This is a genomic window from Leucobacter sp. CX169 (genome assembly GCF_017161405.1).
In the GTDB taxonomy this organism is placed as follows: domain Bacteria; phylum Actinomycetota; class Actinomycetes; order Actinomycetales; family Microbacteriaceae; genus Cx-87.
This window is the reverse complement of sequence record NZ_CP071051.1, coordinates 2,555,726-2,578,863: the sequence shown is the minus strand read 5'-3', so window position 1 is coordinate 2,578,863 and position 23,138 is coordinate 2,555,726. Positions and strand designations below refer to the sequence as shown.

Sequence of the window (23,138 nt, the reverse complement as noted above, 5' to 3'; positions counted from 1 at the left end):
ACTAGGCCTCGAGGAAGTGCTGCATGATCACTGCGCGAGAAAAGTCGCCGTTGTGCAAGCGATTGACAAACTCGGGGCCCTGCGCGGCGATCTGTCGGTAGTAGTCGCGACGGGCGACGATGTCGCGAAGCCTGGCCTCGAGGTTGCCGGCCGTCGTTTCCGGAATGGGAAGGTGCATCTTGGCGTGCGAGGCCACCTCGTCACGCACCTGCTCGCTCACCTGCGCCAGGACGAGGCGTCCTGACGCCATCGTCTCGCAGGCGGCAACGCCGTAGTCGCCGCCTCGGAACTGGTCCAGGATGACGTCGGCACCAGCGAACACCGCGGGCATCTGGTCATTGGGGATGCCCCGGAGCTCGATGTAATCGATGAGTCCCTCTTCATGCAGGCGCCGGGCAATCGGCTCGATGAGGGTGGTGCCCTTGGGAATCGGATTGGTCGGCGCGTGTACCACCCGGATGCGATCGCGCACGAGCAGCGGTTCCGAGTTCGCCCACTTGGCCGGGTCAATGATGACCCCCAGGAAGTGCGCTTCGGGAAGATCGAGCAACAGGCCTGCGGTAGAGACGAATGTCGGCGCGTTCATCTCTGCGATCAGCTCGAGATTCTTGTTCACCACTGCCTCAACCAGGGCCGGCTGAATCCAGGAGTCATCTTGAAAGTAGGACCACTCGTTATTCGCGGCGTGGCGTGACGGAAGGCGGACGTCTGTGCCGTGACCGACGAAGCCAATCTTGAGGCCGGCCTGACGCAGCAGCGCGATCTGCTTGCGCATGTCGCCGCCGTAGAGCCCGCCGAGGATGGGGAAGCACGCTTCGATGAGCACATGCGTGTAGTTGTTGGACAGCGCCTCGAACATGGCCCGTTGCCAGGCGCGCGAGTGCTCGGCGGTCCGCCAGGACATTGTGTAGTCAGTTGGGTACTGCAGAGGGTTATTCGCCTTGTGCACAAAGTTCTTTGCTGAGACGATCCCGCTCGCCTCGGCTGCGCGTGCCCACTGGTATCCCTGGCCGGCGTAGTTTGCGGGTCCGATCAACAGGCGAATCGGCTTTTCCGGATCGGGAATCGGGGGCGGGGGCGGGGTGACTCCTCGTGCCCGGTCGACGCCCGAGGCAATCGCGTCCTGTGCGAACTTCGGCACAGCGTTCCACAAGCGCTCAATCGCCGGGTGCATCTACTGGTTCCTTTCGGGGGTCGCCGGACGGATCCAGCTGTCGCGGAGCACACGAGCGGCGAGTCGGCCGTCGTGAACTTCGCGAACGAACGTGGTGCTCTGCTCTGAGGCGGGGCGAAGGTCTGGACGAGCTGCGAGCTCGCGCAGCACGTGTTCAAGCGTGTCGGGGCTGGCTTCCACGATCGGAAGTTCGAGTCCTGTCTCGGCGCGCACGTGGCTTCGCACCTGCTCAGACACCTGCCCAACTGCGACGCACCCGGCGGCCATCGCCTCACACGCGGCAACGCCGTATGATCCGGCACGGAACTGGTCGAGCATGACGTCGGCTTTGGCAAAACGGGTCGGCATTGCGGCAGAGGGAACGCCTTGCACAAGACTGAACTCGATGACGCCCTCGGCGGCAAGCTTCTCCAGCGTCGGCAGAATAAGCGGCGTGCCCTTGTAGCCCGCGACGGACGGCGCGTGCACAACGCGAAGCGGGGTCCCCGCCGTTCTGGGCGCGCGGAGGGGGACGGCCCAGCGTGCCGTGTCGACCGCGACAGGGCACCAGCGTGCCTGGGGCAGATCGACGAGCAGATCTGGGGTGGAGACGAACGCTGGCCGGCAGCTGTCCTCGACCAACGCGATGTTCCGTGCGGCCAGCTGCTCGGCGCGTGGCCGGTACACGGCAGGATCGTCATAGTAGGACAGCGGGTTGCCGGCGATGTGGCGCGAAGGCAGCCGGGCGTCGGTGCCGTGAGCGAGATATGCCACGTCCACACCTCGTTCGAGGAGCGCGGTTGCCTGTGCGGTTACCGACCGGCCGAAGAGACGGCCAAATGGCGGCTCTTCTGCCTCAATGAGTACGTGCGTCGCTTGAGAGGCGGCTTCCAGTTGACGTTGCTGCCAGTCGGAGTCGTTGTGGTACGTCCCCACCGGGACGAGAAGGTCGGCCTGAAACGAGAAACCTCCGGGCACCTCAATAGCCATGTTCCGTGCGGAAATTTCAGGGTCTACTTGCTCGAGTGACCTCGACCATGCCGTGCCTTGGCCAGAGAAGTTCACCGGGGCAATCAGGACGCGAAGGGGTTTCTGCTCGAATACCGTCGCGGGGATGCTCCCGAACGGAGCAGGACTTCCGAGCCGTTTCGCGACGAGCCTGCCCAGCAGGCTCATGGGTGAATCGGCGATCCGATCGATCGCGGCATTCACCCATGCAGGGAGTTCATTACGATTCACGGTGTGACGGTGTCCGCTCGGCTCCTAAGCTCCATGCGCAAAGTCTACCGACAGTCGGCGCCGGCCTCCTGCGAAGGTACTTGGGCGGGCTTGGTCTCCGTCTACTATGGGGCAACATCGTATTTTGCGTGAGCAGCTTGAATGCTTGAGGGGAAGAGCCAGAATGATTACGCCTGAGCAGCATGACTACTCACTGAGGTCCTACTCCGAAACGTTGACCGCGTATAAAGAGGCCGGATACCTGGTCACGAGTTTTCAGGAATACCTGGAGTCTCCGCAGGGGCTGCACATGATCCTTCGGCACGACATCGACAACACCATTGAACAGGCGATGCGGGTCGCTGAGGTTGATGCTGCGGCCGGATGCACTTCGACGTTCTTCTTGCGGGTGCACGCGCGCGGCTACAACCTGATGAGCCTTCCGTCATTGCGCATTGTCCAAGAGATTGAAGCGCTTGGACACGAGGTGCAGCTGCATCTCGAGGGCGGGCTGAGTGATTGGCTCGGGGGAGACAACTTTGAGTGGGCGGAGCGGCAACGGGCCGTTTTTGAAGCCGCGGTGGGTCGGCCATTGGGCGGATTCAGCTCACACGAGCCAGCCCGCATGGGTGGTATGGACTTTGCAAATGCGCTCAAGGATCGATGGTCAGACTCTGTCGACTATCACGCCTATGAAGAGCGGTTCATGATGCCGAACATGAAGTACTTGAGCGATTCAAGCGGCCGTTGGCGTGAGGGTCACTTCGGCATGTGGGTAGGGAAAGAGCCGCTCATGCAGGTGCTCACGCACCCCTTCTGGTGGTTCGAGAAGGTCCCCGCGGAGAACTACTAGAAGCGTTCGTTCGTTACTTTTTGTTGTCCCCGAGACGCTTCGCGGGATTTCCGACACGAACCTCGTTCTCGGGAATAGATTTCAGCGCAACGGCGCCGATCCCGAGCAAGGAATCTTTGCCCAGGGTGAGTCCCTGAATCACTGAAGCGTTCGGTCCGATCCACACTTCGTCCTCGATAGTCACGCTGCCCGATATCTCTGCACACGCAGTAATGATGACGTTCTTGCCGATTTGACAGTTGTGGGCGATATGTACATGGTCGTCAATTTTTGTGTAATCGCCGACGACTGTGGGGGCGAGAGTTCCTGAGCACACCGTCGTGAAGTTTCCCACCTCTGTGTAGGTCCCGAGGCGGACTGACCCGATGTGCGGCACGTGAAAATTGTTTCCATCGGCATCCTTCTCGATGCCGAAGCCCTCTTCGCCGACAACAGCCTGACTCTTGATGAGCGAGTGGGCCCCAACCACGACATTGCGACCAATCACCACGTGATCCCGAATCTCGGCATGCGCCTCGACGACGGCGCCGGCACGGATCACGGTGTACTCGCCAATGGACGCAGTCTCGTGGACTGACGCGGTCGAGTGCACGCGGGCAGTATCGGAAATGCCGGCATCAGGCTGAGGCGCAAAATGGTTCGCGACGGCTAGCCCAAACGATGCGCGAGGGTTATCCACCAAAATCAACGCGCCCGTCGCGTTGCTCGGAAGCTGCGTGCCCAACGGCGCAAATACGATCGCGCCGATGTTCAACGCATTCAGCAACGGCTCCGCGAACCTCTCGGTATCGCCGACAAAAGTAAGTGCGCTTTCGTGAGCGTCCAGGAGCGGCGCCGGGATTGTGATCTCTAGGTCTGGGCCGATAAGGCTTGCCCCGAAATGAGTTGCGAGAGACTTCGCGCTTAAATCTGTCATGTCCTCACTGTAACGGGCTGAGGTTCACTGTCGGGGAGACATTTGACCTCCGAATGATTGTCGAGGAGGACCCGCCCCGTCGCGACGTTCTAAGCTTGTGACGATTGCGCTACAGGAAATCTTGTCGGTGCACCACGCCCCACGGAGGAGAATCATGGCTAACCCGAACGTTGTACTCTTCGGAGCCGGTGCCATGGGGCGCAACCACGCCCGCATCATTGCAGCATCTTCGCGAGCCAACCTCGTCGGAATTGTTGATCCATTCGAGGCGAATGGCCGCGCGGCAACCGAGCAGTTTGGCGGCGAGTGGTTTGCCGGTGCAGCGGAGGCGCTCAAGAAGGCTGACGCGGTCGTCGTCGCGGCGTCGACTGAGTACCACTACGACATTGCGCGAGAGATTCTCGACGCGGGGGTGCCGGTGCTCATTGAGAAGCCGATTTGCCCATCGCTTGAGCAGACCGAAGAGATCCTGGCCATCGCCGAGAAACGGGGCGTTCCGGTGCAGTGCGGATTTCTCGAACGCTTCAACGCTGGTGTGCTTGCCGCGAAGTCGATGATCGACGAGCCGGTGTACGTGCGTGCCGAGCGGCACTCTCCATACTGGGCTCGGATCAAGACCGGCGTTGCGTGGGACATGTTGGTGCACGATGCGGACCTCATCTCCAACGTGTTTGGCGCAGCTTTGCCCGACGCTGTGAGCGCGGAGCTGGGGTTCTTTCACCCGGAATCGATGCCCGGCGCGGAAGACGTCATCGACATGACGCTTCGCTTCCCGGGCGGTGGTATCGCTTCTGCCTCAGCCAGCCGCATTGGCCAGCGCAAGGTGCGCAAGATGACCATTCAGTCGCTCGACTCGATGATTGAGATCGACTTGCTACTGCGCGGTGTGACCAAGTACCGCCACGCCAACATCGAGAGCACGGGCGACAAGGTGGGATTCAAACAGATGACCGAGATGGAGGTGCCTGAAGTCTCAGGCGCCGAGCCGCTCGCCGCCCAGTTTGACCACTTTGTGGACCTCGTCGCGGGCCGTGTCGACATGGACGAGGAGCGCCGCAGCATCTTGCCAGCGCACCGCATCATCGCTGCTGCGCTCGCGAAGAAATAGCGTCGCTAGGCCGGCTATTGAGATGACTCCGCGGCCCGGACAAACGTGATTGTTGGAGTGCCGGGGTCTAACAGTGGGCTTTGTCGCACTGAAAACATGTTTGCATCTACGAGGCCGACTTGAAAGTCCGTGTCGTAGCTGAAAGGGAAATCTTCCGTGCTTTCTGCTTCATCCAAACAGATCGGCTGATCTGAGGCGGGTTCAGGGCCGATTGAGAGCAGACCCGACTCAATTTTCCAGGTGCCTATGTACTGGCTGCATCCGAAGGTACTGGCCCAGGTCCCATCAGCCTTGAAATCAATCAGGGTGACCGCTGTGCTTGACGCCGGACCAGCCCATCTGCCAACAAGCGATACTGCGTCAGTACTGGTGTGGACAAGTGTCATTTCGGAGCCAGCGTCGTCTGAGAAAACAACGCTCCCATCTGCCTCGAGGATCGCAGAGGTTGCGCTGTGAACGGACCAAGGGATGTCGACGTTGTTGCACCCTACCTGCGTCATGGCGCCGCCCCCTCCCGTCTCAAAATTGCCGTCCTCACTGACCTTCCAGTGGCCGTCGGTCCTGTTACAGCCGTCGGAAGCGAACCAAAGTCCGTGCTCGGCGAACTCGACGAATGCATCTTGATTTGCGGGCTTGAGTGCTTGCCATCGCCCCAAAAGATCGCTGGTCGATGCGGGCCTACTGGCGGGAGAATCGACAACGCGTGCCGTGTCGATTGCGCTACAGGCGGCAAGGCAGAGCGCGGCGGCGGCCAGCGCCAAAATCCGCAGGTGCTGCAAAGGTGATGGTGGCCTGTTCACTGCGGCAGTCTCCTCAGAGGATCTTTCCGCGGTCTACAGTGCGATTGGATCCAATTTGTGGGCCCGATTGAGCGATTTTCGCTGAGCCTACACCAGCGCAGAACCCTTCTGGGGCTGCGCAACCTCCTGCAGTCCGTCTAGGCCGCTGCCCCACGCACCTGCAATACTGCGTGCATGGGGCAGAACCGCAAGAGCAACAACGATGAAGCAAACCACCTTGGCTGGACCGTGGGCCAGCGGACCTTCATCACGCTCGACGACATCGATGAGCAGCTGCTCTCGGTGCTCGAACGCGACGGTCGGACAAGCTACGCCGACCTCGCCGCCGCCGTCGGGCTGACACCTGGTGGCGCCCGCGCCCGGGTGAAGCGACTGGAAGAAAACCGGGTCGTCAAGGTCATCGGCATCACGAACCCGTACGCAGTCGGGCTGCAGTCGGTCGCGAGCCTGCAGATCGAGGTCTCTGGCAACATCGACGCGGTCGCCGATCAGCTCAGCGAGTACGACGGAGTGCGCTACGTGGTGCTGGGCTCAGGCAGTTTCAGTATCCTGGCCGAGGTGTACGCAGAAACACCCCAGGCCCTCTTCTCGCTGATCAATCGCGAGATTCGTGAGGTGCCCGGGGTGTCCAGGATCGAGACGTTCGTCTACGACTCAGTGCACACGCACCGGCCGATCTTCCCGCTTACCGGGGCGACTGGTCCGCTATAACGAGTCCAAGCGCTCGGGCGAGTTCGGCCGACTGCTGAATGACCTCCGTCTGGTGCGCCAGGATCTCGCGAGTTGGCGACTGGCCGACGGTGATGTTCACGGGATCCTGCACGCCCGACTCGACGCCGCTCAAAGCTTCAAGGACCGCGATGCCGCAGAACGGCACATGTACGGGGGAGTACCCGCCCTCGTGCGAGAAGATGATCTTCCCGTCACAGACGTCGGCGGCGAGTCCCACGAGGCGCTCGGCCATGCCGCGGAAGCCGCCCGAGGTGACGCTCATGCGCCCGAGCGGGTCCATCGCCGACGGGTCAAAGCCGCTCGAGACGATGATGAGGTCGGGCTGGAACGCGCGAATTGCCGGGGCCACCACCTCTTCGACAACCGACCAGTAGGCGCCGTCGCCTGAGCCCGCGGGCAGCGGGATGTTGATGTTGGTGCCGAGGCCGGCGCCACCGCCCTGCTCGTCTGCCATGCCCGAGTCGACCGGGAAGAGGCGATCCTGGTGCACCGAGATGGTGAGCACGTTCGGGTCTTCCCAGTAGATCTTTTGCGCGCCGTTGCCGTGGTGCACGTCGTAGTCAAAGATCGCGACTCGCTGCACGAGGCCGCGGGCGCGCAGCGACTCGATGGTGACGGGGACGTTGGCAAACAGGCAGTATCCGCGCCCCTGGTCGGGCTCGGCGTGGTGCCCGGGCGGGCGCACGAGCGCGTATGCGTTGTCGACCTCGCCGGCCAGCACTGCCTCAGCGGCGGCGAGCGTGCCGCCCGCTGCGAGCTTTGCGAGCTCAAACGAACCGCGGCCGAAGGGGGAGAAGCCGTCACCGGCGTCGCCTCCCGTCGTGTCGGACTGGGTACGAATGCGCTCGATGTGCTCGGGGGTGTGCACGCGCAGCAGGTCCTCATCGGTGACCGGGGTGGCCTTGATGCGGGTCAGGTTGTTGATCATGCCCGAGACCTCGACCAGACTTGCCATGCGGGCTTTTGACTCTGGGCTCTCGAAGTTGGCGAGCGGCTGGACGTGCCCGCCGGAGGGGAATACTCCCGCGTGCGTGCCGGTGTCGTGCCAGGCGTACTGCTCGTGCCAGATGTAGCCAGTCTTTCGCGTCATTGCGAGGTCCTTCCCAAGAAATGTGTCGATTTTCCGCGACCCAGCCAAATGGCGGGCCGCCGGTGGGTGCAACGATAACCCAGATCTGTTAACAATTCACGAGTGTTTTGGTGGAGAAAGTAACGAATCAACATTGAAGTTGGAGAATTGTTGACTAAACGACGTTGACTGTGTTCGTATGGTCAACGCTGCACGAATCGCCCCAGGTTGGCTGCCGGGCAGCCACCCATCACAGACAAAGGAGTCATTGAGATGAATCGCATGCGTAAAGTCTTGGGCGCAATCGCCCTCACTTCGGCGGCAGCGCTCGCCCTCGGCGGCTGCGCCTCGAGTGCAGACTCGGGCAGCGGCGACGGCGCGGCCGCGTCGAAGGGCGCCGTGGCCATGAGCTTTGCCGGCCTCGACATCCAGATCTGGAACGACATGCTCCCGTTCATGGAGACGGTCGTTACCGACGCCGGCTACGAGTTCGTCACTGACGATCCGAAGTGGAATGCCCAGACCCAGGTTCAGGACTGGGAGTCCTGGCTCGTCCGCGGCGATATCAAGGCCATCATGGGCTACCCCGTCCAGTCGGACGCGCTGGTCGCCGTCACCCAGCAGGCGAGCGACGCCGGCATTCCGGTGCTCGGTTACGGCAGCACCTGGGACGGCGTGAAGGCTTCGGTGGCACTCGACCACAAGGCCGACGGCACGAAGGCGGGCGAGGAAGCCGCGAAGTGGATCAAGGAGAAGTACGGCGACGAGCAGGTCGACGTCGCCTTCCTCGGGTACCCCGACACCGACCTGGGTCGCCTGCGCGGCGAGGGCATGATGGAAGCCCTCGACGCTGCAGGTCTCAACCTGAACATCAACGAGCAGTCGGTGCTGAATCTCGATGACGGCTACGCCGCGGCTCAGAACCAGCTGAACGCCTTCCCGAACACCAAGGTCTGGCTCGCAATCGCGAACGACCCGGCGCTCGGTGCCTACCAGGCGCTCATCGACTCAGGCGTCTCGCCGACCGACGACGGGATTCTGCTGGCCAACCTTGACGGGACCGATGCCGAGCTCGAGATCGTCAAGGAAAAGAACTCCTTCTGGCGCTTCATCTACCTCGCGCCCGCACGCGGCATCGCCGAGGCGAACGCGCAGATGCTCATTGACGCGGCTGAGGGCAAGCCCCTTGAGAACAAGATCGTCGACGTGACCCTCGTGACCAGCGAGAACGCCGATAAGTTCTTGCTGGCGAACCAGTAGTAGCGGGAGTATCGGGAAGTATCGAAGGGATCACGATGGTGCACGCAGCAGAGCGAATCGCGTTTGATGGCATCACGGTCGACTTTGGGGCGACGCGCGCGTTGGAAGATGTCTCCTTCGCAGTGAAGCCCGGCGAGATCGTCGGCCTGCTCGGCCACAACGGTGCCGGGAAGAGCACGCTCTTCAACGTCACCACCGGGGTGATCGAGGCAACGAGCGGTGGCTATTCGATCGATGGGGTGCCGGTGTCGGGCAAGCTGAGCCCGCGGGTCGCCGCGCAGCACGGCATCACCGTGATCTACCAGGAACCCGCGCTGGCTCCGAACATGTCCGTGTTGGAGAACCTCTTCCTCGCCCGCCCCACGCTGCGTTCCGCGGAGCGTCGGGAGCGGGCGGGGGAGGCGCTTCGCGCAGTGGGGGCCGACCTGCCCTTGGACATGCCGGTCGAGGCGCTGAGCCTGGGCGAGCGCCAGCTCGTCGACCTCGCGCGCGGCATGCTTGCGGGCGAGATGAAGGTGTTGCTGCTCGACGAACCCACCGCAGCGCTGGGCAAGGCCGAGACGGACGCGCTGCACGCGCTCATCCAGCGCTTCGCGGCAGAGGGGGTCGCCGTGCTGTACGTGTCACACCGCCTGCCCGACATCATGGAGGTCTGCACGCGCGTCGTGGTGCTGCGCGGCGGCAGGCTCGTCGTGGACGCGCCATCGACCGACTTCACTCCGGCGAAACTCGCCGAGGCGCTCGTCCCCGACCTGCGCTCGCTCGACTTCGAGCACGTGGCCCCCGGGGCCGAGATCCTGCGCGTCGATACGCCGGGCGGCCCGATCACGGCCCGCTCGGGCGAGGTCGTCGGGCTCTTCGGCATGGCCGGCGGCGAGCAGTTCCACCTCGCCGCGCAACTCGCGGGCGCCGCGGCCAAGGATGCGCTGGAGTACGAGCTGTGCGGCACGCCCGCACGGTTCTCGAGCCCGGCGGATGCCATCGCCCAGCACGTGTTCTATGTGCCGCCGGACCGCGACACCGAGGGGTTGATCGGCTCGGAGACCGCCATCGACAACGTGATGCTGCCCTGGTACGGCGCCACTCGCGCCCGCGGCTGGTGGGTGTCGGCGAAGTCCGGCGCCGAGGTCTACGCGAAGGCCCGCGAGGCGCTCGACATTCGCGGCCCGCTCGGCGAGGCCGAGGTCTCGCAGTTCTCGGGCGGCAACCGGCAAAAGCACCTGCTCGCTCGCTGGCTCTACCCCTCCGAACCCACCCTCCTGATCCTTGCCCAGCCGACGCAGGGCGTCGACGTCGGCGCCAAACTCGACATCGTCGAGGCCGCGAGAGCGGCGGCCAGCCGGGGCGCCGCGGTCATCGTCGCCTCGAGCGAGTCTGACGAAATCGCCTCGATGTGCGATCGCGCCTACACGCTGCTCGGCGACAGCCTCAGCGAGCTCCCCCGCTCGGCCGCCTTCAACGAGGAACTGCTCGCCTCACTCCTTTCGCTCGGCGTCACCGCCCGCTCTTGACAGAAAGACACACCCTGATGAACACCGAACGCCTCAAGATCTTCGCCGCCAAGAACGGCATCTTCCTCGCGCTGGTCGTGCTGATCGCGGTCTTTTCCATCCTGCGCCCCAACTTCTTCACCTTCGCGAACGGCCAGAGCATCCTGATGCAGGCCGCGGAGCTCGGGCTCATCGCGATCCCCGCGGCCTTCCTCATCATGTCCGGCACGATCGATCTGTCCGTCGGCTCGATTGCCTCCGCAGCGGGGGTCATGGGTGGCCTGACGATGGCGAGCACCGGATCGGCCCTGCTCGGCTTCGCCGCGGCGATCGCCACCGGCATCGTCGCCGGCGCGCTCAATGGCTTCCTCATCTCGTACCTCGGGCTGAACTCGTTTGTGGTCACCCTGGGAGCCCTGAGCGTCTGGGGAGGCTTCGCCCTCATGATGTCGGGCGGGCGCACGATTCCCCGCTCGGACCTCCCCGAGAGCTTCCGCGCGATCGGCACCATGAAGGTCGGCCCCGTGCCAATTCAGATTGTCCTGCTCGTGATTGTCGTCGCACTTGGCTGGTACGTCTTGAACCACACGAAGTTCGGCAAAGAGATCAAGGCCATCGGCGGCAACCAGCGTGCCGCGCGCCTGATGGGCGTGCGCGTCGAGCGCTCGCGCTTTCTGCTCTTCGTCGCGAGCGGCGCGTTCGCGGCGCTGGCCGGCATGATGCTCTCGGCGAAGGTGCAGTCGGCAAACCCGAACATTGGCAGCGGCCTCGAGCTCGAGGCGCTGACCGTGGTGCTGCTCGGCGGCGTCGCGTTCGAGGGTGGCGTCGGGCGCATCAGCGGTGTCGTCGCGGGCCTGCTCTTCTTCCGCGTGCTGCGCGCTGGCCTCGTCTTCATGCAGGCGTCGCCATTCCTGCAGACCATCCTGGTCGGTGCGACCCTCATCGTCGCGGTTGCGCTCGACAGCTCGATTCAGAAGATGATTCGAAAGTCGTGGGCGAGGCTCGGCAAGAAAGCGGTGACGGAACCGGATCCGGTCCCCGCCGCATAGCGGGAGGGCCGGGGCGCTAGCGCTGTGCCTCGGCCCCTGCCTCGGGCTCCGTCTGGGCGCCGACCACACGCAACCTGCCCGCGAGCTCCCACACGGCCTGCGTCAGCGGCGGGCAGTCCAGCGCGATCTCGCGCAGGATCTCGAACTCGACCTGATCGGCCATGTGCGCATACTTCTCGCCGTCGGGCCCCGGGACGCGGCCCATGAGCCGTGTGATGTTGAACTCGGCGAGCTTCCCGTCCTGCTCGAGCAGCTCGTCGCGCAAATTGAGCACCACAATCCCGTCGATGCTCGACATCTGCTCCATCGAGACCGCCGGGTCTTCTCCGTGGCGTCCCCGGGTTTCCATCATCGTGGTTCGCTCGAGGCGCGCATCAGCGCGAAGCTCGAGGAGACGCTGGGTGGTGAGGTGCATGGATTCCGTGGCCGTTCGATCGCGCGGTGGCAGTGGGCTCTATCTTGTCACGCCTCTGCTGAGCGGCCGCGGGCAATTATCTGACGGAGTGGTTGCCAGCAGTGGGGCGACTGTCGCGACTGAGGGGCACGCGCCGCCACGGCAATGCCTGCGGTTCGCCGAGCTGTGAGGGCACCTCGTAGTCGGTCTTTGACTTCACCGCGAAGAGGACGAGCAACAGCCAACCGCCCTCCACCAGGATCCTGCTCTCGGTGAGCGACTGCACCAGCAAGGCGATCACGATGAGGAACGGGAACAGCGCCGACGTGGCGTAGGGCAGCGGGGCGCCGTGGCCACGCCGCGGCTGGTCGATGGCGCGGAACCAGACGCGCCACATGGTCAGGAACACCAGAATGGCGAACAGGACCAGCCCGACGATGCCGAGCTGGAGCCAGACATCGAGCCACGCGTTGTGCGCGCTCATCACCTGGATGCCGACCTTCTTGTCGAGGCTCTTGAACGGTTCCGCCCAGGGTGCCCAGTAGCTGACCCAGCCCCAGCCGAACCACGGCTTCTGGGCCGCGAGGTCCGCGACCTTCTGCCAGGTTTCCATGCGGCCCGTGAGGTCGCCGCTCTTGCCGAGCAGCCCGAATACGAAGTCGCGCGCGAAAATCGTTGCGGCGCCAGCGATGACGATGAGGGCGGTGCCGGTCGCGTAGAGGGGTACCCGTCGCTCGGGGCCGATCCGCCTCGCCCAGAGCGCGAAGAGCAGGGTGACGACGACCGCGGCGAGGGCGACCGTGACGGTGGCTCCGCGGGTGAGCGCGATGGTGAGGAATGCGATCGCCAGCCAGAACCAGCCAGCGGCGGGGCGCACGAGCCCGGCGCGCAGCTGCACGGCAAACACGATGACGCCGAGCAGGCCGAGGAAGCCGAGCAGGACGGAGCTCGCGACGAGGCCCTGGATGGGGCCGCCGCTGAACAACAGGTCGCGACTCCAATAGAGCAGCGGGGACACCTTGCCCTCGGGCGCGTCCATCCACCACGGCAGGAGCGGCTCGCGCACAAAGATCGCGACCCAGAGTTCGAAGAGCAGCGAGAGGCCGAGCAGGAAGCGCAGGGCGGTACCGAGGGTGCGCAGCACCTCGTGCCAGGTCAGCGTGAAGGCCAGCACGAGGGCCAGCAGCGTGGTCGAGAGCTGCGCAAGATTACCGAGCAGCGTCTCAGGACGATACGCAGACCACGCCACCGAAACGAGCGCGAGCGCGAGAAACAGGGTCAGGGGTGCCGGCAGTCGATACCAGCGAAAACGTTCGGGCTTGCGGGCGATCATGATCCAGAGCCCGACGCCGACCAGAGCGACGCCTACCGCGAGGAAACCGGGCCAGCCGAGGGCGTTGCGCACGCCGTTGCCGCCGAGGGTGACAAAGAAGACGGTGCCCGCGTATGCACTCAGTCCCAGTCGGGTCTTCGAATCCGCCATACGGGTAGTGTAGGCCGTGGCCACGCGCTGAAATTGCGAGGCATTGCCAAGTCCGGGAGCGCGAGTGCTGGTCTTCATCGAGAACACCCCGCTGCGGTATGCGTGGGGGTCGGCAAACGCGCTGCCCGAAATTCTGGGAGTGGCGCCCACGGGCGAGCCCCAGGCCGAGCTTTGGCTCGGCGCGCACCCGGGCAGCCCCGCCCAGGTGGCGAACGCGAACCCCGTCGTGCACACGCTGATCGACTTGATCGAGAGCGACCCCGAACGGTACGGCGTCGACGGTGCGCACCTCCCGTTCTTGTTGAAGATATTGGGCATCGGCCAACCGCTTTCCCTGCAGGTGCACCCGAACCTCGAGCAGGCCGCGCGCGGTTTCGCCGCAGAGGACGCCGACGGCGTGCCGGTCGACGCCCGCGAACGCCGCTACCGAGACGCGAACCACAAGCCCGAAATGCTCGTCGCCCTCGGCCACGGAGTGAACGCGCTCTGCGGGTTTCGGCGCCTGCGCGACGTGCGACGCGACCTCCACGCGCTCGCCCTCGTACTTTCGCCGGGCGAGGGGCGAGACCTGCTGGCCGCCTTCGCCGAACGCCTGCACGGGCGCGGCGACGCGGCCGGCGCACGGCGACAGGCGCTCGCCTGGATGTTCGACGCCGACCCGGATGTGTCGGCGGTCGTTTGGAAGACCACGGTCGCGCTCGCCGCAGCGAGCGAGCGGGCGATGGGCAGGATCGCGGAGCCGGAGGGGGCCAGCGACGAGGGCGCGCCGGTGCTCGACATCGACCCCGAGCGGGTCTCGGCGATCGCGACCATCCACCAGACTCACCCGGGCGACGCCGGGATCCTGATCTCCATGCTGTTGCACCTCGTGCGCCTCGAACCGGGAGAGGCCCTGTTTTTGGAACCCCGGCAACTGCACGCCTACCTGGGCGGCATCGGCGTCGAGGTGATGGCCGCGTCCGACAACGTGCTGCGCGCGGGGCTCACCGAAAAGCTCGTCGACATTGACGAACTCTCCCGCGTGATGGACGCCGATCGACTGGAGTCCCCGCGAATCGAGGGGGAGAGCTCGGTGCGTGGCCTGGTCGTCTGGCAACCTCCCGTGCCGGATTTTCGCCTGATGCGGGCCCGTGTTGGGGAGAGCGGCGAACGCGGCTTGGGCGGCTGCGCCGAGTCGATCTCGATCGAGGCGCCCTACCCGCTGGTGCTCGTCGCGACCGCTGGTCGCATCCGGGTCGAGCGCGACAGCGACACCTATCAAGAGGTCGCGGGCGTGCGCCGAGGCCAGTCCCTCTACATTTCGGCGGGCGAGCCCATCGTGCTCACGGGGGCCGGCGAGGCGTTTTTGGCGACCGTGGGCGAGGGCTGGCCGGACCGAAATTCGAGCCTCAGCGTGTCGTGAATCCTCAACCCGCACTTGAGGGTTTACGATCCCCGGCTTGACTTGAGCGAATCACACGGGTGTAATTAGCAGGAGCCGATTCGCCAGACCGGCGGAATGTGCCAGATGAGAGGAAAAGGACCGCATGACTCAGCAGCACCCCGTCCCCTCAAACTGGTTTGTCGATCCGGTCGCACTCGGCGTTCCCGGTGTGCGTCGACCCGAGATCGACGACGAAGCGCTCTCCTGGCAGGGCGACGCGCTCTGCGCGCAGACCGACCCCGAGGCGTTCTTTCCTGAAAAGGGCGGTTCGACCCGCGAGGCCAAGCGCATCTGCGAGGGCTGCGAAGTGCGATCCGAATGCCTCGACTACGCGCTCGCGAATGACGAGCGGTTCGGCATCTGGGGCGGCCTCTCCGAACGCGAACGCCGCAAGCTCCGCCGCGAGGCGATCTAACGCTTCCCGGCACGCCGTCGGTTTCGCCGCGGTGTCGGCGCTTAGGGTGAAGGCGCTATGCCTACACGAGTAACCGCCATCCTGGTCGCACAGCGCGGCAGCCACTGGCTCGACGAGACCCTTGCGGCGCTCGCGGCCCAAACCCGCCGCCCCGACCGCATCATCGCGGTCGACAACGGTGGCGGGGACGCCCTCGCCGCCCGCTTGAACGCGGCCGCGGTCGATGGGGTGGTCTCGACCGGCAGCAAGCTGTCCTTTGGTCGGGCCGTCGCACTCGGCGTCGCCGCCGCGGTCGGCGCGCCCCCCGCTGCGGGAGCCCCGCACCAGGCCGGTTCACCCTCCGAGAGCGACTGGATCTGGCTCTTGAGCGAGGACTCGGCGCCCGAGCCCCAGGCGCTCGCGAACATCATCGCCGCGGTGCAGCGCTCCCCATCGGTCGCGATTGCCGGGCCGAAGCTCGTCGACTGGGAACACCCCGAGCGCATCATCGAGCTCGGGCAGAGCCTCACCCGCACGGGCAGCCGTTGGAAGTTGCGTCGGCAAGAACTTGATCAAGAGCAGTACGACCACCTGCAGGACACTCTGGGCGTGGGCCCCGTCGGCATGCTCGTGCGCCAAGACGTGTGGATGCGCCTCGGCGGTTTTGACCCTGCCCTCGCCGTCTATGACGACGGGCTCGACCTCAGCGTGCGCGCCCGCCTGGCCGGGTTCCGCGTCATCGTCGCCCCGCACTCGCGCATCCGCTTCGCGCAAATCGGCGTCGCCGGCCCGCACATCGATCGGCGCCGATCCGTCCTCCGCACCGCTCACCGGCAGGCCCGCACCTCCGCCCTGCACCGCCGCCTCGCCTACGCGCCCGCCGCGCTCGTGCCGTTCTATTGGATTGCGTTGCCGTTCATCGGGGTCTTGCGCATGGTGTGGGCGCTGCTGCGTGAGCAGCCCGGCAACATGCTGGGCGAGCTCTCCGCCGCCCTCCGGGTGTTCTTCCGCCCCGGGGCGGTCGCGCGCGCGCGGCACCGAATCAAACAGGATCGGTCGGTCGGCTGGGACGCCGTACGCCCCCTGCGTGTCGACCCGAAGTCGGTGCGCACCGCGCGCATGATCGATCGCGAGGCGCTGCGCGCGGCCCAGGGCCGCACCCGCCCCGAGCTGCACTTCGTCTCGACCGGAGGGCTCGGTGTGCTGCTGGGCGCCCTGGTCGCCGCCGCGGCCCTGTTCTGGTGGCTGCTGGGCACCGACGTCGTGAGCGGCGGCGGCATCGCCCCGCTGAGCGACAGCGTCGCTGAGCTGTGGCGGAACACGCAGTGGACCGCCGAGGGCCCGGCCGACCCGTACGCATGGGTGCTGGCGACGCTCGGCACGCTCACGTTCTGGAACCCGAGCCTGTCGATCGTGCTACTGCTCGCGCTCTCGATTCCGCTTGCCGCGTTCGGCGGCTGGCACTGGGCCGCCCGCGTTACCGAGCACCCCGCTGGTCGCGCGATCGGCGCGGGGGCCTGGGCCCTGAGCCCCGTGCTGCTCGGCTCGCTCGACGCTGGCCGACTGCCCACGGTGATCGTGGTCATCGCGCTGCCGTGGCTGCTGATTGCCGCGTCGCGCGCACGTGAATCGTGGAGCTGGGCCGGCTCGGCCTCGCTGCTCGCCGGCGTCGTGCTCGCCTGCGCGCCCGCGCTCATCCCCGCCGCCATTGTGCTGCTGATCGTCGGGGCCTGCACCTCGCCGCGCGGGTTGAGCAAGGTGTTCTCGATCGCGCTCGTCCCCCTCGCGCTGTTTGCGCCGCTTGCCCTGCACGCGATCCGCACGGGTCGACCGCTCGACTTGCTGCTCGACCCCGGCCTCAGCCCCGCGTTTACGCCCGGAAACCCCTGGCACCTGATGATCGGGTTCCCCGAGTTCGGGCTGCACGGCTGGGCGCCGTTGCTCTCGATGATCGGGCTCGGCAACGCGCCCACGACCCTGCTGGTCGGTCTCCTGATGGCTCCGCTCGCGTTGCTCGCGGCGCTCGGCCTGTACACGGCCCCGGTGCGGGTCAGCGTCTTTGGCGCCCTGGCCGCCGGCCTCGGCCTCGCGACCGCGATCGCCTCGGCGCAGGTGCAGCTCACCTCGGTCGGCGCCGAGCCGCTCTCGATCTGGACCGGATCCGGTATCGCCCTCTTCTGGATCGGCCTCGCAACCCTCGCCGCCTCGGGGGTGAGCGTGCTGCGCAAGGCCGCCGCGCCGCTCGTCGCGGTCGCCGCCATCGGCGCCGTCCTCGCGGTGCTGCCCGTCGCCGCCCACCTGCTGCTCAAGCAGTCCGCCGTGCAGCCCGGCTCGGGGCGACTGCCGGCGCTCGTCGAGGCGGCAGGCAACCTCGACCCCGAGATCGGCACCCTCGTGCTCAGCGCGGTCGGCGAGCACGCGGTCCACGCCGAGATCGAGCGCGGATCGGGCACCCGGCTCGACACGGTGCGCACCGCCCGTGTGCAGCCCACCCTGTCCGCGGAAGAGCAGAGGATCGCGACCGTCGTTGGCCAGCTCGCCAGCACCGGCGGAGAGGACCTGCGCGATGCGCTGGCCGCCGAACGGATCGAGTTCGTCGTGCTGCTCCAGAACGACGACATCTCGGACGGTGCCGCCGAGCTCGAGCGCGGCACGCTGCAGGGCGCGCTCGATCAGAACGCGGCGCTGTCGAGCGCCGGAGAGACTGATTCCGGCCTGCTGTGGCGGGTCGAAGTGCCCGCTGAGCCCGTCGCCGAGAACGTGGATGCCCGTGCGCCCCTGATCGCGATGCCGTTCTGGTGGGCCCAGATCGCGATGCTCGCTGCGATGGTGCTGCTCGCGCTGCCCACAGGTGACATCGTGGAACGCCCTGAGCGGCGCCCGCGGCGTCCCCGAAAAGGCGACCCGGGCGGCGGTGCTGTGGCGCCGGCCGAGGCAGCGAGCGCCAGCGCCAGCGCCAGCGTCAGTGCGGATGAGGCCCAGGGCGATCCTGGAGCCTCGGCCACGTCCGCACCCACCCCCATGACTGAGAACCGTACCGACTCGAAGGGAGCCGACCATGAGTGAGCGACCACAGTGGCTTCGCGCGAGTGGGCGAGCCGTCGTCGGACTGGCCATCACGGTCGTCGCGGTGGGCGCCGTCGTCGCCGTGGGCACGATCACGCTGCCGACCATCTCTCGCGGCGCGGTCGCGATGACCGTCGACACCTCGCAGGGCGCGGGGCGCGACCTGAGTTGCGCCGGACCCTTCATGGAGCTCGGCGTCGACCCCACTCGCCCCGGCGCCTCGCTGCCCACGGGCGCGGCAGAGCTGAGCGTCGCCGGCGAGCCCGGCGAGACCCGCACCCTGACGACCGAGGCTGGCGACAACGCAGCCACCGTCCTCACCGCGGCGTCCGCGGACGAACTGCTCGCGGCGGCCCAGGTGCAGCGCATCGACACCGAGAGCCTCGCAGGCATCGCCGCCAGCGCCTGCGGCGAGCCCGCCAACGAGCAGTGGCTCGTCGGCGGCGACACACGTCTCGGCACCGCGACCACCCTGACGGTGGGCAACCCCGGGGACGTCGCCGCGACCGTTCGCATCTCGCTCTTCGACGAGGCGGGCCCGGTCGACGAGGTGCAGACCGCGGGGGTGCTCGTACCGGCCGGAAGTCAACGCACCGTCTCGCTCAACGGCTACGCCCCCGATCGCGCCCAGCTCGCCGCGCGCGTGCTGAGCACCGGGGCCGCGGTCACCGCCACCCTCGGCGTCGCACAGACGCGCGACATCACCCCCGTGGGAGTCGACACCGTGATGGCGCAGTTCTCGCCCACCGAGGTGTTGGCGTTCCCCGGTGTGACGCGCACGAGCGACGACGCACAGACGGCGACCGACGCGCACGACATGGACGAGTTCCCCGTCACGGTGCGCGTGCTCGCGCCGGGCAGCGCCGACGGCACCGCCGAGATCCGGGCGGTCGACGCTGATGGGTCGTCGACGGTGGTCGGGAAGGCGACGCTGACGGCCGGGGTGGTCAGCGAGACGGTGATCGAACATTGGGACGCGACGTTTAGCGGGATTGTCGTCACCGCCGATGTCCCCGTCGTCGGTGGCGTGCGCGGCACGGCTGTCGTTGGTCGTGCGCACGACCTCGCATGGTTCTCGCCCGCTGGCGTGATCGCAGCGGGCGTCACCGCCGCGGTTCCGGTCGTGAACGCCCCCGGGGTCTCGATGACGTTGCTCAACACCGGAACCACCGAGGTGGAGGTCGCGGTGTCGCGTCAGCCCGATGCCGGGCTGCTCGGACTCGCCAAGCCGACCCTGGTGCGGGTGCCCGCGGGGGCCGCAGTCGAGGTGCCGGTGGAGCGCGGACGGGCCCTGACCATCGTCAGCGACGCGCCGATTTACGCCGCCATCACGATGGTTGAAGGACCGGGGATCGCCACGTACTCCATCGAGCCGCCGCGCGAGCGCGCGAGCACTCTGACGGTCTACCCGCGTTAGCCGGGGTGCGGGCGGCGCGGGATTTCCCCGCGCGCCCGCGGGGCATCGACCCGGCGAAGCCCACCTAGCCCGCGCTCACCATCCAGGTGATGCCGAAGCGGTCGCGCAGGTCGCCGAAGGTGTCGCCCCAGGGCGCCGTCGCGAAGGGCTCGCGGATCTCCGCGCCCTCGGCGTGGGCGTTCCAGATCTGGGTGAGGTGCTCGAGGTCAGGACCAAAAACGCAGACCGACGAGCCGCCGGCGGCCGAGTCGGGGGAGTCGGCCATGCTCGCCGGCATGTCTGCCGCCATGAGCGTGAAGCCGTCCGCAGTGTCGAGTTGCCCGTGCATCACTTTGTCGCCTTCGTCACCCTCGCCCATCATGCCGGGGATGGAGTCGTAGCGCATGATGTTCAGCTCGCCGCCGAGTACCGACTGATAGAACTCGAGCGCCTCGCGTGCGTTGCCGCGGAAGGAGAGATAGGTGGCAGCTGTGCGGACATGAGGGTGTTCCTTTCAGTGACTTCGTTGACACGTTCCGGGCGGACTGCGGGGACCGGTGCGGCAAGCATACGGCTCGCCACCGACAACCCCGCCAAGTTCTTCCTCTTCGGTGAGGGCCAGATCGCGACGCTCACGCGCGAAGTGCTGCGCGAGGCCGAGCCCGACATCGAGCGTCGGCCTTGGGTGCACGTTGGGTAGGGGCAGGATCCTGCCGGGTGCCGCGTTGCGGGGCGCCGAACTAGGCGGACAGCGTTTCGGCCGCGTGCGCCGCGCGCCGGCCGTCGTGACGGATGAGCTCCCAGCCGCCGGGCGGAGTGAGGCGGTCGTGGTGCACCGCGCAGAGATCCTGGCCATCGGGCGTGCGCTCCGGACTCAGCGGGCCGAGCGCGACGATGCGCGAGGCGTAATCCATCGTCAAGGTCGCGGCGGCGATCCGCTGGCAGGCGGGCTTCGCGCAGCGGCGATCGACGGCGGGAGCGGGTAGCGCAGGCATATATCCAGGCTATTCGAACCGCCCGTTCACGGCCCGTTCCCGCGCCGTGTGGGCGCCGGTAGACTGGCGACATGTTTGGACGAGGCCGCACGCGTGGGCACGATGCAGGGCCCGTGAGCGGCGGCGCTGGCGGGTCGGCCGGGCGCGCCTCCCGTCGGCACGGACGCCGCGAGCCGCGATCCTCGATCACCGGCCCGGGGCTCGCGAACCCCGACGCCCGCATCACCCGGTTCGAGCGGCAGGCGCGTGGCGCCCTCGACCTCCTCTTCGCGGCGTTCCCCGCCGACCTGCAGGGCGTCAGCGTGAGCTTTGTGTCGGTGCCGCGCGAGCTTGGCGACGGTGACGAGCCCCTCTTCTGGACCGTCGACCGCGACGCTCGGACGATCCTGCTCTATCGGCTGCCGATCCAGCGTGCCCGCGGGCTCCACGTCGACGACGACGAGCACCGCCTCATGTTCGTGGAGCACTGCGTGTACCGGGCAATCGCCGAGTTCCTCGACCGCGACCCGTGGGAATTGCTGCCGGGGCGGTTCGACCACTTCTAAGCGCGCTCGCGCGTTGACTTCGGCGGTGGTGCGCCGCGCCTCATCACTCGCCGCGCCTCATCACTCACCGCACCTCATCTCATCTCACCGCACATAACGGAGGGATCCCACGTAACGGAGCCGCAGACGGGGTGTTTCGGCTCCGTGAAGTGGGATTGCTTCAGGAACTGCGACTGCGGCGGCCACGGCGGCAGGATCCTGCCGGGCCTATTGGGCCCCGAACGCACTCGCGGGCGCGCACCCCGAAAGGTCCGCGCCCGCGAGTGGGTGAGGCAGTTTAGGCAGCAACCTTCTTGGTGCCGTTGAACAGCGGGCCGAAGGCGAAGCCGGCGATGAGGCCGCCCAGGATCGGGAACACGATGAATGCCCAGAGCTGAGTGAGGGCCTCGCCGCCACCGAAGACCGCGGTCGCGATCGAGCGAGCCGGGTTGATCGAGCCGTTCGAGACGGGGATCGACACGAGCAGCACGAGCATCAGGCCGAGGCCGATCGCGAGGCCGGCGAAGCCCGCGGGGGCGCGGTCCGAGGTCGCGCCCAGGATGATCGTGACGAAGATGGCCGTCGCGATCAGCTCGGTGAGGGCCACGGCGAGCAGGCCGTAGCCGCCCGGCGACGCCTCGCCCCAGCCGTTCGAAGCGAAGTTGCCGAGGTTGCCGGCCTGCGGGCTGTCGCCGAGGATGACGAAGAGCAGCGCGGCGGCGATCGTGCCGCCGATGACCTGCGCGACGACGTAGCTGAGGACGTCCTTCCACGCGAAACGACCGGCGGCGGCGAGCCCGAAGGTTACGGCAGGGTTGAAGTGCGCGCCCGATACGGACCCAAACGCGTAGATGCCGGTGAGGACTGAGACGCCGACCGCGAGGGCGACACCGAGGAACCCGATGTTGACGGGATTGCCGGGCTCACCGGCGAAGCCGGCCGCCGTGAGCGCGGCACCGATGCCGGCAAAGACGAGGACGAACGTGCCTACAGCCTCGGCCGCGAGGCGGGCTCCGGTGCTGGGAACTGCTACGGATGTCGACATTGAAACCCCTCCGAAAAGTCGAACGTATTATGTGCTGTTTCTCAGGGTAGTGGGAGGAAGGCGGACTGTGACCATAATGGAGGCATGAGTGCACGGATTCTGGTCGTCGACGATGACAAGGCCCTGGCCGAGATGATCGGTATCGTCCTTGAAGCCGAGGGCTTCACGCCTTTCTTCTCGGGGGACGGCGCGGAGGCCATCGAGGTCTTCCGCGAGGGGCGCCCGGACCTGGTGCTGCTCGACGTCATGCTGCCGGGCCTCGACGGGATCCAGGTCTGCGAGCGCATTCGCGCCGAGTCCGGGGTGCCCATCATCATGCTCACAGCCCGCACCGACACCACCGATGTGGTGCGCGGGCTTGAGGCGGGCGCTGATGACTACGTCGTCAAGCCGTTCAACCCGGTGGAACTGACCGCCCGCATCAAGGCCCGCCTGCGCGAGCCCCAGCAGGATCTCCCCGAGACCATTCGCGTGGGCGACCTGACGATTGACGTCGCCGCGCACGAGGTGCGCCGCGGCGCGCAGCCGATCTCGCTCACGCCGCTCGAGTTCGATCTGCTCGTCATTCTCGCCCGCAAGCCGCAGCAGGTGTTCAGCCGCGAGGTGCTGCTCGAAAAGGTGTGGGGCTATCAGTACAAGGCCGACACCCGTCTCGTGAACGTCCACGTGCAGCGCCTGCGCGCCAAGGTTGAGCTCGACCCGGACTACCCCACCATCGTCACCACCGTGCGCGGCGTCGGCTACCGCGCCGGCGCGGTGACTGACTGAAC

22 protein-coding genes and 1 pseudogene are annotated in these 23,138 nt (G+C 66.7%); 13 read left to right on the top strand and 10 right to left on the bottom strand.

Annotated features, from left to right (window positions below):
• Window position 1: 1 nt before the first annotated feature.
• Together JW030_RS11800 and JW030_RS11795 are read right to left on the bottom strand one after the other, a co-directional pair.
• Window positions 2-1,174, bottom strand: coding sequence for a hypothetical protein (locus tag JW030_RS11800; protein WP_188045635.1), 1,173 nt, complete (start codon window positions 1,172-1,174; stop codon window positions 2-4).
• Entirely contained in the window at window positions 1,175-2,392 is a 1,218-nt protein-coding gene (locus JW030_RS11795) for a hypothetical protein (RefSeq protein WP_188045636.1), read from the bottom strand.
• A 214-nt stretch (window positions 2,393-2,606) separates the two neighbouring features.
• Here JW030_RS11795 and JW030_RS11790 point away from each other — a divergent pair, with 214 nt between their 5' ends.
• Complete coding sequence (locus JW030_RS11790) at window positions 2,607-3,224, top strand: GCN5 family acetyltransferase (RefSeq protein WP_241095452.1); 618 nt, start codon at window positions 2,607-2,609, stop codon at window positions 3,222-3,224.
• Window positions 3,225-3,237: 13 nt separating this feature from the next.
• Here JW030_RS11790 and JW030_RS11785 read toward each other — a convergent pair whose 3' ends face one another.
• Window positions 3,238-4,140, bottom strand: a complete 903-nt coding sequence (locus tag JW030_RS11785) for a UDP-3-O-(3-hydroxymyristoyl)glucosamine N-acyltransferase (protein ID WP_188045638.1) — start codon at window positions 4,138-4,140, stop codon at window positions 3,238-3,240.
• Between the two features lie 154 nt (window positions 4,141-4,294).
• Between JW030_RS11785 and JW030_RS11780 the strand changes: the two genes are divergently transcribed.
• Window positions 4,295-5,248 (top strand): Gfo/Idh/MocA family protein, encoded by a 954-nt coding sequence (locus JW030_RS11780; protein WP_188045639.1) that lies wholly within the window; start codon window positions 4,295-4,297, stop codon window positions 5,246-5,248.
• 14 nt (window positions 5,249-5,262) lie between these two features.
• Here the strand turns inward: JW030_RS11780 and JW030_RS11775 are convergent, their stop codons facing one another.
• Window positions 5,263-6,048: a hypothetical protein gene (locus JW030_RS11775; protein ID WP_188045640.1), complete on the bottom strand. Its 786-nt coding sequence runs from the start codon at window positions 6,046-6,048 to the stop codon at window positions 5,263-5,265.
• A gap of 174 nt (window positions 6,049-6,222) precedes the next feature.
• Here JW030_RS11775 and JW030_RS11770 point away from each other — a divergent pair, with 174 nt between their 5' ends.
• Window positions 6,223-6,759, top strand: a complete 537-nt coding sequence (locus tag JW030_RS11770) for an Lrp/AsnC family transcriptional regulator (protein WP_188045641.1) — start codon at window positions 6,223-6,225, stop codon at window positions 6,757-6,759.
• On the opposite strand, the gene JW030_RS11765 is transcribed toward JW030_RS11770, so the two are convergent.
• On the bottom strand, window positions 6,734-7,870 hold the full coding sequence (locus tag JW030_RS11765) for a class II histone deacetylase (RefSeq protein WP_188045642.1): 1,137 nt from the start codon (window positions 7,868-7,870) through the stop codon (window positions 6,734-6,736). The genes JW030_RS11770 and JW030_RS11765 overlap by 26 nt on opposite strands.
• A gap of 252 nt (window positions 7,871-8,122) precedes the next feature.
• Between JW030_RS11765 and JW030_RS11760 the strand changes: the two genes are divergently transcribed.
• Genes JW030_RS11760 through JW030_RS11750 form a run of 3 tightly spaced genes read left to right on the top strand, consistent with a single transcriptional unit; the run spans window position 8,123 to window position 11,648 of the window.
• Complete coding sequence (locus JW030_RS11760) at window positions 8,123-9,109, top strand: substrate-binding domain-containing protein (protein WP_188045643.1); 987 nt, start codon at window positions 8,123-8,125, stop codon at window positions 9,107-9,109.
• 35 nt (window positions 9,110-9,144) lie between these two features.
• Window positions 9,145-10,620: an ATP-binding cassette domain-containing protein gene (locus JW030_RS11755; RefSeq protein WP_188045644.1), complete on the top strand. Its 1,476-nt coding sequence runs from the start codon at window positions 9,145-9,147 to the stop codon at window positions 10,618-10,620.
• 17 nt (window positions 10,621-10,637) lie between these two features.
• Window positions 10,638-11,648, top strand: coding sequence for an ABC transporter permease (locus JW030_RS11750; protein ID WP_188045645.1), 1,011 nt, complete (start codon window positions 10,638-10,640; stop codon window positions 11,646-11,648).
• A gap of 16 nt (window positions 11,649-11,664) precedes the next feature.
• On the opposite strand, the gene JW030_RS11745 is transcribed toward JW030_RS11750, so the two are convergent.
• Entirely contained in the window at window positions 11,665-12,063 is a 399-nt protein-coding gene (locus JW030_RS11745; protein ID WP_188045646.1) for a hypothetical protein, read from the bottom strand.
• A 76-nt stretch (window positions 12,064-12,139) separates the two neighbouring features.
• A complete protein-coding gene (locus JW030_RS11740) occupies window positions 12,140-13,525 on the bottom strand; it encodes an O-antigen ligase (protein WP_188045647.1) in 1,386 nt (461 codons plus the stop codon).
• Window positions 13,526-13,589: 64 nt separating this feature from the next.
• Here JW030_RS11740 and manA point away from each other — a divergent pair, with 64 nt between their 5' ends.
• The 4 genes from manA (at window position 13,590) to JW030_RS11720 (ending at window position 19,825) form a co-directional block, all read left to right on the top strand.
• Complete coding sequence (manA, locus tag JW030_RS11735; RefSeq protein ID WP_188045648.1) at window positions 13,590-14,927, top strand: mannose-6-phosphate isomerase, class I; 1,338 nt, start codon at window positions 13,590-13,592, stop codon at window positions 14,925-14,927.
• A 124-nt stretch (window positions 14,928-15,051) separates the two neighbouring features.
• Window positions 15,052-15,363 (top strand): WhiB family transcriptional regulator, encoded by a 312-nt coding sequence (locus tag JW030_RS11730; protein WP_188045649.1) that lies wholly within the window; start codon window positions 15,052-15,054, stop codon window positions 15,361-15,363.
• A gap of 57 nt (window positions 15,364-15,420) precedes the next feature.
• Window positions 15,421-18,408: a glycosyltransferase gene (locus JW030_RS11725; protein WP_188045650.1), complete on the top strand. Its 2,988-nt coding sequence runs from the start codon at window positions 15,421-15,423 to the stop codon at window positions 18,406-18,408.
• Entirely contained in the window at window positions 18,401-19,825 is a 1,425-nt protein-coding gene (locus JW030_RS11720) for a DUF5719 family protein (protein WP_188045651.1), read from the top strand. Before JW030_RS11725 ends, JW030_RS11720 begins: the two co-directional genes overlap by 8 nt.
• Window positions 19,826-19,889: 64 nt before the next feature.
• Here JW030_RS11720 and JW030_RS11715 read toward each other — a convergent pair.
• Window positions 19,890-20,279: pseudogene (locus tag JW030_RS11715) on the bottom strand (VOC family protein); the annotation flags it as partial.
• A gap of 42 nt (window positions 20,280-20,321) precedes the next feature.
• On the opposite strand from JW030_RS11715, the gene JW030_RS11710 reads away from it, so the two are divergent.
• Window positions 20,322-20,504, top strand: coding sequence for a hypothetical protein (locus JW030_RS11710; RefSeq protein WP_188045686.1), 183 nt, complete (start codon window positions 20,322-20,324; stop codon window positions 20,502-20,504).
• A gap of 40 nt (window positions 20,505-20,544) precedes the next feature.
• On the opposite strand, the gene JW030_RS11705 is transcribed toward JW030_RS11710, so the two are convergent.
• Window positions 20,545-20,799, bottom strand: a complete 255-nt coding sequence (locus JW030_RS11705) for a DUF3499 family protein (RefSeq protein ID WP_188045652.1) — start codon at window positions 20,797-20,799, stop codon at window positions 20,545-20,547.
• Window positions 20,800-20,870: 71 nt separating this feature from the next.
• On the opposite strand from JW030_RS11705, the gene JW030_RS11700 reads away from it, so the two are divergent.
• A complete protein-coding gene (locus JW030_RS11700) occupies window positions 20,871-21,344 on the top strand; it encodes a hypothetical protein (protein ID WP_188045653.1) in 474 nt (157 codons plus the stop codon).
• Window positions 21,345-21,621: 277 nt separating this feature from the next.
• Here JW030_RS11700 and aqpZ read toward each other — a convergent pair whose 3' ends face one another.
• The gene (gene aqpZ / locus JW030_RS11695) at window positions 21,622-22,368 is read right to left on the bottom strand and encodes an aquaporin Z (protein WP_188045654.1); all 747 of its coding nucleotides are present in this window, start codon (window positions 22,366-22,368) and stop codon (window positions 21,622-21,624) included.
• An 84-nt stretch (window positions 22,369-22,452) separates the two neighbouring features.
• Between aqpZ and mtrA the strand changes: the two genes are divergently transcribed.
• Window positions 22,453-23,136, top strand: a complete 684-nt coding sequence (gene mtrA / locus JW030_RS11690) for an MtrAB system response regulator MtrA (protein WP_188045655.1) — start codon at window positions 22,453-22,455, stop codon at window positions 23,134-23,136.
• Window positions 23,137-23,138: the final 2 nt, after the last annotated feature.